This is a genomic window from Flavonifractor sp. An306, assembly GCF_002159455.1.
Lineage (GTDB): Bacteria > Bacillota > Clostridia > Oscillospirales > Oscillospiraceae > Flavonifractor.
In genome coordinates this window covers 44882-58377 of sequence record NZ_NFIQ01000020.1, presented here as the reverse complement: position 1 = coordinate 58377, position 13496 = coordinate 44882, and the positions used below count along the sequence as shown (strand labels likewise).

At 57.2% G+C, this 13496-nt stretch carries 14 protein-coding genes; 9 read left to right on the top strand and 5 right to left on the bottom strand.

Annotation, left to right across the window (positions count from 1 at the left end; all coding sequences use genetic code 11):
- The 6 genes from B5F88_RS21040 to B5F88_RS07015 form a co-directional block, all read left to right on the top strand.
- The coding region (locus B5F88_RS21040) for a hypothetical protein (RefSeq protein WP_204246210.1) at window positions 1–277 on the top strand (277 nt) is incomplete at its 5' end.
- A gap of 59 nt (window positions 278–336) precedes the next feature.
- Window positions 337–756, top strand: a complete 420-nt coding sequence (locus tag B5F88_RS07030; protein ID WP_162612133.1) for a sigma-70 family RNA polymerase sigma factor — start codon at window positions 337–339, stop codon at window positions 754–756.
- Window positions 753–995, top strand: coding sequence for a helix-turn-helix domain-containing protein (locus B5F88_RS07025; RefSeq protein ID WP_087343480.1), 243 nt, complete (start codon window positions 753–755; stop codon window positions 993–995). Before B5F88_RS07030 ends, B5F88_RS07025 begins: the two co-directional genes overlap by 4 nt.
- Window positions 996–1573: 578 nt before the next feature.
- A complete protein-coding gene (locus B5F88_RS20630; protein ID WP_162612132.1) occupies window positions 1574–1726 on the top strand; it encodes a hypothetical protein in 153 nt (50 codons plus the stop codon).
- A gap of 100 nt (window positions 1727–1826) precedes the next feature.
- Window positions 1827–2273, top strand: coding sequence for a recombinase family protein (locus B5F88_RS07020; protein WP_087343478.1), 447 nt, complete (start codon window positions 1827–1829; stop codon window positions 2271–2273).
- Window positions 2273–3907, top strand: a complete 1635-nt coding sequence (locus tag B5F88_RS07015) for a recombinase family protein (RefSeq protein ID WP_087343475.1) — start codon at window positions 2273–2275, stop codon at window positions 3905–3907. Before B5F88_RS07020 ends, B5F88_RS07015 begins: the two co-directional genes overlap by 1 nt.
- A gap of 55 nt (window positions 3908–3962) precedes the next feature.
- On the opposite strand, the gene B5F88_RS07010 is transcribed toward B5F88_RS07015, so the two are convergent.
- From B5F88_RS07010 to B5F88_RS06995, 4 genes are read right to left on the bottom strand one after another with little or no spacing between them, the layout of a single operon-like run.
- Complete coding sequence (locus B5F88_RS07010) at window positions 3963–4937, bottom strand: tyrosine-type recombinase/integrase (protein WP_087343471.1); 975 nt, start codon at window positions 4935–4937, stop codon at window positions 3963–3965.
- Entirely contained in the window at window positions 4895–6100 is a 1206-nt protein-coding gene (locus B5F88_RS07005; protein ID WP_087343466.1) for a site-specific integrase, read from the bottom strand. The genes B5F88_RS07010 and B5F88_RS07005 overlap by 43 nt, the downstream gene beginning before the upstream one ends.
- Before the next feature lie 33 nt (window positions 6101–6133).
- The gene (locus tag B5F88_RS07000) at window positions 6134–6340 is read right to left on the bottom strand and encodes a hypothetical protein (protein WP_087343463.1); all 207 of its coding nucleotides are present in this window, start codon (window positions 6338–6340) and stop codon (window positions 6134–6136) included.
- A 2-nt stretch (window positions 6341–6342) separates the two neighbouring features.
- Window positions 6343–6615 (bottom strand): DUF6809 family protein, encoded by a 273-nt coding sequence (locus tag B5F88_RS06995; RefSeq protein WP_087343457.1) that lies wholly within the window; start codon window positions 6613–6615, stop codon window positions 6343–6345.
- 419 nt (window positions 6616–7034) lie between these two features.
- Here B5F88_RS06995 and B5F88_RS06990 point away from each other — a divergent pair, with 419 nt between their 5' ends.
- The 3 genes from B5F88_RS06990 to B5F88_RS06980 all read left to right on the top strand — a co-directional run bounded on the left by B5F88_RS06990 (window position 7035) and on the right by B5F88_RS06980 (window position 10474).
- Complete coding sequence (locus tag B5F88_RS06990) at window positions 7035–7394, top strand: transcriptional repressor (RefSeq protein WP_087343454.1); 360 nt, start codon at window positions 7035–7037, stop codon at window positions 7392–7394.
- 13 nt (window positions 7395–7407) lie between these two features.
- The gene (gene rbr, locus B5F88_RS06985) at window positions 7408–9498 is read left to right on the top strand and encodes a rubrerythrin (protein ID WP_242959669.1); all 2091 of its coding nucleotides are present in this window, start codon (window positions 7408–7410) and stop codon (window positions 9496–9498) included.
- 292 nt (window positions 9499–9790) lie between these two features.
- Window positions 9791–10474: a D-lyxose/D-mannose family sugar isomerase gene (locus B5F88_RS06980; RefSeq protein WP_087343448.1), complete on the top strand. Its 684-nt coding sequence runs from the start codon at window positions 9791–9793 to the stop codon at window positions 10472–10474.
- 19 nt (window positions 10475–10493) lie between these two features.
- Here B5F88_RS06980 and B5F88_RS06975 read toward each other — a convergent pair whose 3' ends face one another.
- Entirely contained in the window at window positions 10494–13487 is a 2994-nt protein-coding gene (locus tag B5F88_RS06975) for a glycoside hydrolase family 2 TIM barrel-domain containing protein (RefSeq protein ID WP_087343445.1), read from the bottom strand.
- Window positions 13488–13496 lie beyond the last annotated feature (9 nt).

The following is a 13496-nucleotide window of genomic DNA, read 5'->3' as shown; positions in this document are numbered from 1 at the left end:
TTTGATGTCACGGCAAGACCCCCCGTACAAATTAGTGCTGGAACGTTCCGCTACGTTCCAGCACTATTATCTCATGGAAGTCTATCCGCCTGCTCCTTTGACGGTTACTTTCATATTGCGAAAACCGAGGGCAGGGCGGCTACCAAGTGCCGCTCTGCTTTTCTATATCTATCCTTGCGAAAAGTATCGAAAAAATAAATCTCACCGTGAGACACAAACCGCGCTTTCTGTCGCTGAACATTTTGTTTTGGAAACTTTTGGAATTTTTTGCGAATAATGAGCAAAATCCATTTTTCCAGGATATTAGGGTATGAGAAGGGGAAAAGGAGACCACAAATGGGGCGCTACGAGGACTACAACGAAATGCTGTACGAAGCCTACTGCAAGGCCGCCATCGACAACGCTATCCTAAAGGCGCGCCAGAAAAAGGTCGCCCACGGGCAGCGTGTGTCCCCCCTGTCCGACCTGTCGGACGCAGACCTTTTCTCCCTAGCGGATGAATGGGAGCCGGAGCTACCAGACGAACCTTTCACATATTACATCCGGGAACAGGCCATCCAGATCAAAGACCAAAAGCTGGGACAAGCACTCTCCAGCCTACTCCCCAAAGACCGTGAGATCATCCTGCTCTACTACTTCCTGGGCTTACGGGACGAGGCCGTGGCAAAACGGCTGAACATGAGCCGGGCCACCGTCCAGCGCCGCCGGGAGAAAGCACAGAAGAAACTGAAAACGATATTGGAGGAAAACCCATGAAGTATGTACCCTTTGCAATCATCCAGGCGGCACAGCACTACGATCCAGAAGCCACAGGTTTTGTCCGGCGCCATTTTGCCGGGTACATAGCATACAAAGCCCTCAGTCCCTTTCTGGATGAACACGGCCGCTTTCACAACCTCCCGGACGATGACCTCTGCTATGAGGCAGAGAACGCCCTGTTTGCCGCCATGGGCCGGTTTCGTTTCCGGGAGCCCCCGGCGGACTTCTCCCTTTAGTTTTTCCATCCGGCCGAAGTGCATCGCCCCAGGCGGCGCACTTCTGCGGGCTGGAAACAGCCTGCCGGAGTTCCCCCACGGCCACTGGGTATTTTGCACGGCGTCGCTCCCGCCAGCGGGCAGGTGAAACCAGCCGGGCAAAATATTCCGCTCTTTTCGCCTAACGAGGATGCTCCGGGAAACACAACTGAATAGGGCGACCAGATACATTCCGTATGTGTGAAGCCAGACGGCGGGTGCGCGGGGATATTTTCACCGGGAAAGGGGGAACAACGCCGGGAGGAAAGGAGCGAACACCACCAGCGCCGCAAACGGCTCCAGGCAGAGCCGAGGCCACGAGGCACATCCGGGGATGATGATACTTGCGCCGGCTATGCGTCACAGCGTAGGGCGCCCCGCCCACGGGAATGGGGGGAGGCACGATTAAGACCTATGGAGCGGCCCAGCCAACCGCCGTCTGAAACCGTCCTGAAAATAGAAACGTGAATCATAGAATCCGCACTGCTTGTCGGTGCGGATTTTGTCGTAAAATAAATCTCACCATGAGACGCAAAACAAAAGATAAAGGGGGTGTTCCCATGGCTGTCATGCCCCAGGTGGAGCAGCCAAGAGTAGAGACAGAGATTAAGATTGGCAATACATATTATCGGGTGAATGGATTTTTTGCCTCCCAGGGCGTCACCGTTTCCAAGAAAATCATGCGGGTACTTGACAAGGAAACAAAGAAGTAAAAAATATTGCAAAAATCCGCAAAAATTTGACGTTTTGCTTGACATTTAGTATAATATAAGTGTCACAAGACAGGGAACGGTGACTGCCGGATTGGAGGCTATGATGAACAGGCAGTCAAATAAAATCACCGCGCTCTATTGCCGCGTGGGAGGTTCCTGCGGCGATATGGACGGATTGATCCGCAGAAACCAGATGGAGCGGCTTGCCGGATATGCGGCGGGGCATGGGCTCCAAAATTCAGAGTTCTTTTGTGATTGGGGGATTCCTGGCTCCACGCCGGAGCGCCCGGAATATCAGAGGATGCTCCGGGAGATCGAGGCTGGAAATGTGTCTGACCTCATTGTGGTGAGCATAAATCGCCTATGGCGTGAATGGGAAGCCGGATATGAATTTTTCTGCTCTGTCCTGCCGAACCACGACGTTACACTCCATATTCTCCAGGAGAACAGCATTTCCACCCCGCAAGACCTGAAAGACGCGGCGGCCCGGTATGAAGAACTCCTGGCCCTCTTTCAACTGGAAAGCCAGAGAGGGGGACGGAAGTGATGGCAGCTCTTATCAAAAGCATTGTGGAGAAATGGGTGGCTCTTTATGTCCGCCTTTCCCGCGACGATGAAAACGAGGGCGACAGTAACAGCATTGCCCACCAAATCGAGATACTGACCCGATACGCAAAAGAGCACAGCATTACCAACTACAAAATTTATAAGGATGACGGATATTCTGGCACCAACTTCAAGCGGCCTGGGTTTCAAGAAATGCTGGCCGATATTGAGGCCGGATTGGTGAGCATGGTGATTGTCAAGGATATGTCCCGGTTCGGCCGCAACTACCTAGAAGTGGGGCTCTATACGGAAATTCGTTTTCCAGAGATGGGCGTCCGGTTCGTGGCCGTCAACGACGGCGTGGACAGCGATAACCAATCGGACAATGATTTCACCCCATTCCGCAATATTATGAATGAGTGGTACGCAAAGGATACCAGTAAAAAGCTGCGGGCGGTGCTCCGCAATAAAGGATTGTCTGGGAAAAGAATTGCAGTCAGGGCACCCTATGGCTACATCCGGTGCGCGGATGGAAGCCTGATTATCGACGAGGAAGCCAAGCCAGTGGTGCAGTTGATTTTCCAACTCTGCATTGAGGGTAACGGGGCGAGGAAGATTTCTCGCATCCTCCAGGAACGAAAAATTCCCTCCCCGGCCACACTGGAATTTCAGCGAACCGGCCACACGAAACGATACCACCCGGACACCCCATATTATTGGCCGACAGGGACGATCGCCTGTATGCTCAAGCAAGATACCTACATAGGTCAGACCACGAATTTCAAGACATTCAAGCCGTCCTATAAGAGCAAACGGATGATAAAAAATCCCCCGGAGAAATGGGTGACGTTTGAAAATACCCATCCGGCCATCATTGACCGGGAGACCTGGGACATGGCCCAAAAAGAGCTGTCCCAGCGCCACCGTCCCACCAGGACGGGCGAAATGGGCCTGTTCTCCGGCCTGGTCTTTTGCGCCGACTGTGGCTCAAGGCTGCATCTCCGCCGATCCGCTGGGTGGACATACGAGCAGGAGTGCTACACCTGTTCCGGCACGCAAAGTCGGATAAAATGCACCGCTCACTATATCCGCTCCGTTGTTTTGGAACAGCTTGTTTTGCAGAACTTACAACGGGTGATGGCTTATGTCAAGGATGATGAGGATGAGTTTGTTCGTCTGGTCATGCGGAACAAATTAAATGCAAGGATGACCGAACAGGAGCAGGCCAAGCGCCAGCTTGAAAAACAGGAGCGGCGGATTCTTGAACTGGATTCTATCATCCAAAGGCTTTATGAGGATCACGTTATAGGCAAGCTCACGGCGGAACGATTTGTCAAGATGTCTGCGGGGTATGAGCAGGAACAGACCGACTTGAAAAATTCGGTAAAAGAGCTGCGGGAACTTGTCAGCACAATGGAGACGGAAGAAGTCAATATCCAGAGCTTTTTGAAAATTATAAAGAAGTACACCGAGCCCACGGAATTGACACCGCTCCTACTCCATGAATTCGTGGAGAAAATTGTTGTCCATGCCCCGGATAGGTCCAGCGGCCAGCGGGTACAGCAGATTGATGTGCATTACAACTTTATCGGTGAAATTGATTTGTCCCCGGAGTACATCAAAACAAACACTTGAAACCTAAACACCAGCCCGTCACTACACAAGTCGCAATATACATTTATGAATGATTTCACTCATGGAAGCGAATATGCTTGCACTCGGCGCGCTTTAAGATTGTGGATAAACGTTTCCGCACCGCTGCCGGGTCTTGTGGTGAGTCCACTTTCACTGGTGAGGGAAATATCCATTGGGTGGTGGCGGATTTTTTGTAGGCTTTAAGGACGGCCAGAACTGGGGGAGGGAGTATGACGCTGCGGTTGGAGGCTTTTGTCTTTGGCTGCGACACCACCAGCTCCCCCTGTACTCGATGTACCTGCCGCTCTACCCGAAGGGCCCCTGTTTTAAAGTTCAGGTCATCCCATTTTAGCGCACAGATTTCGCCACGGCGCAGTCCAGTGGATAGTTCCAGCAGAAGCATTTCGTAGCAGCCATCCTCCCTGGCCTGGATCAATAGCCGCTGGATTTCTTCCGGTGTCAGCACCTTCATTTCTCTGGGCTTGGAAGACGGAAGTTTACATCCGTCTGAGGGGTTTCGAAAGATTAGCTTTTCTTCTACCGCGTAATTCAGTGCTGCATGGAGAGTGGTATGGATGCCCCGAACGGTCTGGTCGGACAGACCTTCGCCGTAGAGTTCTGCCCGCAGCAGTCTGCCACCTTTTTTGAGATTTGTGTAGAACTTCTGGATATCTCCTGTGGTCAACTTGTCCAACTGGATACCTCCGAGAGCAGGGATGATGTGCTGATAGATCCGGCGCTCATAGGACATCTGGGTGTTGGGGCGGAGGTTTGCTTTCTTATATCCCTGGTACCAGAGGTTCAGCCAGTCACTTAGTAGAATCCCCGGCTTTGGCTGATCGTTCACAGGTTCCCGGAGCCTCTCACGCAGCTGTGCCAACTTTGTTGCACATTCCGCCTTGGTTTTTGCCAGCACATTCTTGGTAACTGGAAAGCCCTTCTCGTCGCGGTTAATCACATACCGGCCTTCCCAGCGCCCATCTTTCCTCAGATGGATGCTGCCGTCGCCGCGCTTTCTGTGCTTTGCCATGGGGCCATCTCCTCTCCCAGGTAGTCGGTGAGAAAGTTGCCTACGATCTCAGCCGCTTTCCGGTGCATATCGCTTGTGGTGTGGGTGTAGGTATCGACGGTAAAGCTGGCTTTTGTATGGCCTAGAATACCGGATAGCGTTTTGGCGTCCACGCCATTGGCCAAAGCGTGGGTAGCGAAAGTGTGGCGCAGATCGTGGAATCGAATGTCGGGTAGCTTGTTTTCCTGTAATATCTTTTTCAGCTGATGGTAAGCTGTGGAGGGATTCATGGGCGCCTCCGGCTGCAGTGGATTGTAAAAGATCCAGGGGGAGTAAGATGCCTTTTTGCGCACCCGCAACAACTCCGCTGTGCTGTCTGGCAGGACAATGGTGCGGGTGCCGGCGCAGGTCTTGGGATTACCTACTACCAACCGCCCGCCCTTTTCTTTGTGGAGGGTGCGGTGGATACTGAGCGTTCCCTTTCGCTCATCAAGGTCAGACCACATGAGGCCGCAGATCTCTCCCAGACGCAGGCCAGTGGTCAGTTCCGTGTAGAAGAAGTCGTACCAGATAGGGTCCTGCTTCACCGCTGACAGAAAGATATCCATCTGCTCGTCGTTCAGAGTGGTCATGGTTTTGTGCGCTACCTTAGGCGGAGCCACATGGTCAGCGGGATTATAAGGTAGCAGCCGTTGATCTACTGCGGATTTTAGAGCATGATGGAGCGTGGTATGGATGCCGTGAACGGTTGTTGTGGACAGTCCACGGCTCTGGCCGGGGCGGGGGTGTATTCTGCCTCGTTGCTTTAAGGCGTCGTAGAGCTTTCGCAAATCGTCTGCTGTAATTTGCGTGAGCCTCTTTTGCCCCAGGTAGGGTTTGACATGATGCTCCAGGTCACTGCGGTAGTGCTCCAGTGTGCCGGGACGGAGCACGGAGGACATCTGCTCCAGCCAGCGATCCAGCCATTCCGACAGCGTCATCTTACACTCTTCTGTCAGGTCCACGCCCTGATAGACGTTGATATTTTGCCGGAGCTTGGCGGTCAGCTCCTTTTGGGTGTCAGCATAGATGTAGCGGAAGATGGAGTCGCCGTTCTCCTTATGGCCGATGACGATGCGGCCCTCCCAGCGGCCATCTTCCCTTTTACGCACCATGCCGTCCCCGGATGGTCGTCTCTTTGCCATTTTTCTTCACCTCCTATGTCTTATCTTTGTACGCTACTTTACAGGGAGGAACCGGTGTGGCTCAGCCACCCGCTGGTACAGTACCGCACCGCAGCTGCGGCAGATCAGGTATTGCAGCCGGTTGCCCAGCAGACCGTGCTTCTTAAAGGTAATCAGTGCCTCACCGTGCTGCCAGCCCAGGCCGATATCCTCGCTTCCGCAATACTGGCACCGCTGAACGGGAAACTGTGTGTTCCCCATGTTTACCCCTCCTCTTCCAGTTGGAGCCGGATACGCTTATCCTCCAGTTCCCGGAGAAGCCCTATGGCCAGCCGGAACCCATCCTCGAAGCTGGACTGGGCCAGCTCCGCTTTCAACTGCTCTTGCGCATCTATCAGATGCATCAGCTTCCGCTGCTGCGCCTGATCCAGACAGTCCCGCACCTCCTGACGGGTGTTTTCAATCTCTTCCTCCAGTTCGCTGAAGCCCGTGGCCCGGAAGTAGCGCCGGTACAGTTCGCTCATGTAGTAGCCCATGTGTGCCGCCTCCTTTGCAGCAACACACAATACCCTACCTCCGGTTGCTGTACCTTTGATTTTACGCGATAAGGCCAGCTTTATAAAGGTAAAGGAGTCGTGTGGTGGGGAAGGACCCGGCCATTTTCCAGATACTGCAGACCAGTGTGTAAAGATATAAATTCCCTTATACCTTTTAAATAACGCTGCAGTGTAAGGATTTTGGACACCGGCCTCCTCTTTTTTTCCTGGATCGCCGGAAGCCGCTTGTGATGGCGGCCCTTGAGCCGCTGGCAGAGGGGAGAGCGGCAGCCTGTTTCCCGCGCTGTCACCCTCCTGCCCAAAACAGGCCCCATTATTTTTGGGCGCTTTGCCTCTTGACGGGAGTTGCAAAGTCGATATAATAAAATTAGAATAATTCTAATTTTGGTGTTGCAGCCATGACCAAGTATGGAAAGAAAATCTTAGAGATTGTCAGTTCCTCCGGCAGCCATATGACAGCTGAGGAAATTTTTGATGCACTTCGGCAGACCTATCCGTCTGTGGTGTTGGCTACCGTGTACAACAACCTCAACCGCCTGTGGCAGGAGGATCTGCTCCGCAAGGTATCGGTGGAGGGAATGCCCGATCGGTATGACCGTATCCAGCGCCACGATCATTTGGTGTGCAAGAGGTGCGGCAGGCTGCTGGACATTGATCTGGGTGATCTCACCTCACAGCTGGAGCAAAAGGCCGGAATTTCTATTTTGTCGTATGATCTGAAGCTGACTTATGTATGTGAGGACTGCCAGAACAAATGAAAAAGAAAGGAATGTGAGCAAACTGAACCATTTGCCTTTATCTGTCCGTGTCCCCATTGAGGCGGACAACCCCAGCATTGTCCGCTGGGAAGAAAAGTGCATCCGCTGCGGCATGTGCAAGGAGGCCTGTACCAACCTGATGGGGGTACACGGCACGTATACGCTGGAGCAAACCGGAGGCAAGGCAATCTGCATTTACTGCGGCCAGTGCGCCAATGTCTGCCCCGTGGACAGTATCACGGAGCGGGACGAGTGTTCCCAGGTACAAACGGCCATTGCCGACCCCAACAAGGTGGTTGTGGTCAGCACCTCCCCCTCCGTCCGGGCTGCTTTGGGTGAGGAGTTCGGCATGGAGCCGGGCGCCTTTGTGGAAGGGAAGATGGTGGCCCTGCTGCGGGCTCTGGGGGTGGACTATGTGCTGGACACCAACTTTGCCGCCGACCTCACCATTGTGGAGGAGGCCAGCGAGCTGCTCCGCCGGATCAAAGAGCAGGACCGCCCTCTGCCCCAGTTTACCAGCTGCTGCCCGGGCTGGGTACATTTTGCGGAGATTTACGCTCCGGAGCTGCTGCCGCATCTGTCTACCGCCAAAAGCCCCATCGGGATGCAGGGTCCTACGGTAAAGACCTACTTTGCCAGGCAGATGGGCCTGGATCCCCAGCAGATCGTTCATGTGGCCCTGACCCCCTGCACGGCCAAAAAGTTTGAGATCCGGCGGGAGGAGATGCACGCGGCCGCCGACTACCACGGTGTGGAGGGCATGCGGGACACCGACCAGGTGATTACGACAAGAGAGCTGGCCCGGTGGGCCAGAGCGGCTGGAATCGACTGGAACACCCTGGAGGACTCTGCCTACGACTCCCTGATGGGCAAGGCCTCGGGCGCGGGGGTCATCTTCGGCAACACCGGCGGGGTGATGGAGGCCGCTCTGCGCACCGCTTATGAATACCTCACCGGCCAGGCGGCGCCTCAGGAGCTGCTTCAGCTCAGCCCCGTCCGGGGCTATGAAGGCGTGCGGGAGGCCCAGGTGGAGATTGGGGAACTGACGCTGCAGGTGGCTGTGATCTACGGCACCGCCAACGCCCGCGCGTTCCTCCAGCGCATGAAGGAAAGCGGAAAGCAGTACCACTTTGTGGAGGTCATGGCCTGCCCCGGCGGCTGCATTGGCGGCGGCGGACAGCCCAAGGACCTGATGAAAAACGCCGACGAGACCCGCAAGAGCCGCATTGCCGCGCTCTACCGGCGGGACGGCTCCATGGCCCTTCGCACCAGCCACGAAAATCCCGAAATCAAAGTGGTCTATGAGGCCTTTTACGGGCAGCCCCTCAGCGAGCTGGCTGAGCGGATGCTTCATACCACCTATTTTCCTGCGCAGGCAGCCAAAGCGGTGTTGAAACCCACTGCCTGTAAGGAACCCATCTCAGGAGGAGAAAAACAGGTTATGAAAAAGTGGAAATGTAAAGTCTGCGGATATATTCACGAAGGGGACAGCGCGCCGGAGTCTTGCCCCCTCTGCAAGCAGCCCGCCTCCGCCTTCGAGCTGATGGAGGAGGCCCCCGTCAAGAGCGCCAACAAGTACGCCGGTACCCAGACCGAGAAGAACCTGGAGGCTGCCTTCGCCGGAGAATCTCAGGCACGGAACAAGTACACCTACTTCTCCTCTGTGGCTCAGCGCGAGGGGTACGAGCAGATCGCCGCCCTCTTCCTCCAGACCGCGGAAAACGAAAAGGCCCACGCCAAGCTGTGGTTTGAGGAACTGCACGGCGTGGGAAATACCGCCGAGAACCTGCTCCATGCCGCTGAGGGGGAAAACTACGAGTGGACCGACATGTACGACGGCTTTGCCAAAACCGCCGAGGAGGAGGGTTTCCCCGAGCTGGCCGCCAAGTTCCGTCTGGTGGCCGCCATTGAGAAGCGTCATGAGGAGCGTTACCGCGCCCTGCTGCGCAACGTGGAGACTGCCCAGGTCTTTGAAAAGAGCGAGGTCAAGGTGTGGGAGTGCCGCAATTGCGGCCACATCGTGGTGGGTACCGCTGCTCCGGAGGTGTGTCCCACCTGCCTGTACGCCAAGAGCTTCTTTGAAATTCACAGCGACAACTATTGATTCCATAAAAACAGAGGGCGCTGCAGATCAGATTCTGCAGCGCCCTTCTATTAAGATTCATCTATTCTCTTGGAATGGTTTAATTCTATTGCGTGATTGCCCCAACTGGATGAACCGCATGAGGATGGCGGCCACCTGGGTTCGGTGGCGGTGTCCTGGGGATTCTGCGTGCAAAACCGGCAAATTTGGAGTAACAGACAGAACGGAATGTGTTATAATCCAAAGCGCGAGCCCTATCTTTGCAGAGAGACCAGACAATCCGATGCAAAGCCTGGATAAGGAGGTTAAAATCATGAAACGCAGCGAGATCAACGCCGCTTTGAGGGAGATGGAGCGGATGGTGAAAGAGTACCGCTTTGCCCTGCCGCCCTTCTGCAGCTTCACACCGGAGCAGTGGAGGGAAAAGGGTCATGACTACGATGAGATCCGGGACAACATGTTGGGGTGGGACATTACCGACTATGGCATGGGAGACTTTGACAAACTGGGCTTTTCTCTCATCACCCTCCGCAACGGTAACCTGAAGATGGACCAGTATACCAAGACCTATGCGGAAAAGCTGCTGTATTTGAAAGAGGGCCAGTATTCCCCCATGCACTTTCACTGGTCCAAAATGGAGGACATCATTAACCGGGGAGGGGGAACGGTGCTCATCCGGGTGTACCATTCCACCCCTGAGGAGGAGCTGGACCGGGAATCGGAGGTTCACGTCCATGTGGACGGCCGGGAGCTGGTGGTTCCCGCGGGCAGCCAGGTGCGCCTGACTCCCGGGGAGAGCATCACCATCTACCCCTGCCTCTACCATGACTTCCAGGTGGAGCCCGGCTCCGGCCCCGTCCTGTTGGGGGAAGTGAGCCAGTGCAACGATGACAACACAGACAACCGCTTTTATGAGAAGCTGGGACGCTTTCCCGCCATTGAGGAGGACGAGCCGCCCTACCGGCTGCTGTGCAACGAATACCCCGCTGCGAAATAGGGGAGAGCGGCCTGCCTCTTCAGTCCACAGATGTAAAGCCAAAGGAAAGCTGCATGTGGAAGCGCGGCTCGATGAGCGCATACCGGTCGGCCAGCACCGGGCCGCAGCTGTTGGAGCCGATGCCGCTGTTTTTGTAGTCCAGACACAGCTCAACCTGGTCGCTCTTTTGCAGCTCGAAGTTATGGGCGGCGGCAGCCAGCGCCTCCTGGGGATAGTGGGAGGCCCGGAAGCTGAAGGGCTGCTGGCCCGCCGCCCACAGGGCCGCGTCGGCGCAGCTCAGGCGCAGCCGCTGGCACCCCATATGACTGCCGTGCTCCTGGGGCTTGATATAGTCCACATATTCGCCGCTGACCGTGCCGGTAAACCGGCCGAACCAGCAGGCGTTCTTTTTGTCCAGGTAGCTTTCCTGGGGGCCGTAGCCGGTGTAGTCCAGCTGCTCAAACCCGGCGGGCAGCTTTATGCGCAGGCCGAACCGGGGCAGGAAGGGGAACGCCTCGTCCCGCACCCCGTCCAGCTCCAGCGTGATAGTACCGGCGGCGTCCAGCCGCCAGAGGGCGGTGCAGCGCAGGAAAGGCTGGCGGATGGAGGCGGCGAACACCAGCTCGCACCGGATGGCCGTTTCCTCCCCCTCCAGCACCTGGCAGCGGGCCACCCGCACCTGGGCGCGGTCATACCCGGCCTGCTCCCAGACCCGGCGGATCTTGCGGTCGTTGTCGGTGGGGGCCCGCCACACGTTGAAGCCCATGGGCTCGGCAAGCCGCTGGGCCCCGTTCCACACCAGGCTCTTGAAGCAGCCGGTGAACCGATCCAGCACATAGGCAAAGGTTTCGCCGCTTACCCGGATCTCCGCATCGGTTTCCTCTACCGTCAGCCGGCCGGGCTTGGGGGCGGGGGCCTGCCTTTGGGCCTGGCGCAGGGTCAGCTGGTCAAAGCCCAGCTCTTCCCCGGCCTGCACAAAGTCAGAGCTGGTGCGGGCCAGATAGATCAGGCGAAGGTCCACCCGGCCGGACTGATGGGGCAGCGGGCAGGGCAGCGCCATCCGCGCCGTGCCCCTGGGGGGCAGGGCGGGCAGCGTCCCTTCGCCCCGCTCCACCACCACGCCGTCCAGCTGGAGCTCCCAGCGGTACTCCGCCAGCTGGCTGACATCCACAAAGTCCAGCGTGCTGCGCAGCTCGATGTCATCCCCCAGCCAGCGGGCCCGCACCGGCCGCCAGACGTTTTTCAGCTCCTTCAGACCGGTGTGGGGAATCCGGTCCGGGGATACAAGCCCGTCCACACAGAAGTTGATGTCGTGGGGGAACTCGCCGCTGTCGCCGCCGTACAGGAATTTGCGGCGGCCGTCCGCCGTGGTCCCCCCGTCGATGGCGTGGTCGCACCACTCCCACACAAAGCCGCCCAGAATGCCGGGCTGCTCCAGAAACAGCGTCTCGTAATCCTCCAGATCCCCCGGGCCGTTGCCCATGGCGTGGCAGTACTCCACCAGCAGGAAGGGCTTGGTGTTGGCGGGGTTTTCCAGCCACTGGCGCACAAAATCGGGCTCGTTGTACATCCGGCTGTACAGGTCCAGCATGCTGGTGTCGTTCACATGGCCGCCGGTCTGGTGCCAGGAGCCCTCGTAGTGCATCAGGCGGGTGGGATCATAGTCCCGGCCCCAGCGGCCCGCCTCTTCAAAGCCGGGGCCGTAGCCGGACTCGTTGCCCAGGGACCAGATGAGGACCGCAGGGCTGTTTTTGTCCCGGATGATGCACCGCTGCACCCGGTCCAGGATCAACGGCGCAAACTCCTTTTGCTGGGCGATCAGGCCGAAGGTGGTCTCATCGCCGCCCCCAAATACCTCGGTCACGCCGTGGCACTCCACGTCGGCCTCGTCGATGAGATAGAAGCCGTAGCGCTCGCACATCTGCACAAACCAGGGGGCGTTGGGGTAGTGGCTGCTGCGGATGGCGTTTACGTTGTGCTGCTTCATCAGGGCCAGGTCCTTCAGCGCCTGCTGGTAGCTGATGGTAAAGCCGGTAACCGGGTCGGAATCGTGGCGGTTTACCCCCTTTAAGCGCAGGGGCCTGCCGTTGAGCAGCACCTGACGGCCCTTGACCGTGATATCCCGCACCCCCACCGGCTGGCAGATGACCTCCTGGCCGGTGCGCAGCAGCAGCTGGTACAGATGGGGCGTCTCGGCGGTCCAGAAGCGGGGCTGCTCCAGGTGGATGGTAAATTCGCCGGCCGCCTTGCCCCGGCAGACCGGGCTGCCCTGGGGATCCAGCAGCTCCCACTCCAGCTCCCCCTCGCCGCCGGCCCACGCCACGCCCACCTGGATCACGGCGCGGGTGTAATCCTCGCAGCCCCAGGTGCGCACCCCGAAGTCCCGGATGTGGCGCTCCGGGCGGGCCAGCAGATAGACGTCCCGGAAAATGCCGGACATGCGGAACTTGTCCTGGCACTCCAGATAAGTGCCCACGCTCCACTTCAGCACCAGCACCGCAAGCAGGTTTTCCCCCTCGGCCAGATAGGGGGTAATGTCAAACTCACTGGTGGAGTGGCTCACCTGACTGTAGCCCACCCGATGGCCGTTGAGCCAGACATAGAAAAAGCTGTCCACGCCCTCAAAGTTCAGGTAGACCCGCCCGCCCAGCAGGGCCTGCTCCACGGTAAAGCGGGTGCGGTAGGCCCCGCAGGGATTCTGATGGGGCACGAAGGGCGGGTCATAGGGAATGGGATAGCGCACGTTGCTGTACTGGTTCTGGTCCAGGCCCTGGGTCTGCCAGCAGGAGGGCACTGGCATCTCCATAAAATCCGGCCCGGCAAAATCCGGCTGGTAAAAGTCCTCCGGCACAGCGCTGATGCTGTCATACAGCTTCATTTGCCAGGTTCCGTTCAGCAGAACGAACCGGTCCGAGGTCTCACGGGGGGCCTGCACCGGGTCCTGCTCCGGCGCAAAGGGGATGTAATAGGCCCGGTTGGGCTGTGTGCCCTCGTGGGGACGGGCCCAGTCCTCAAATTCGTGGCAGTGTTTCATAGACTCACT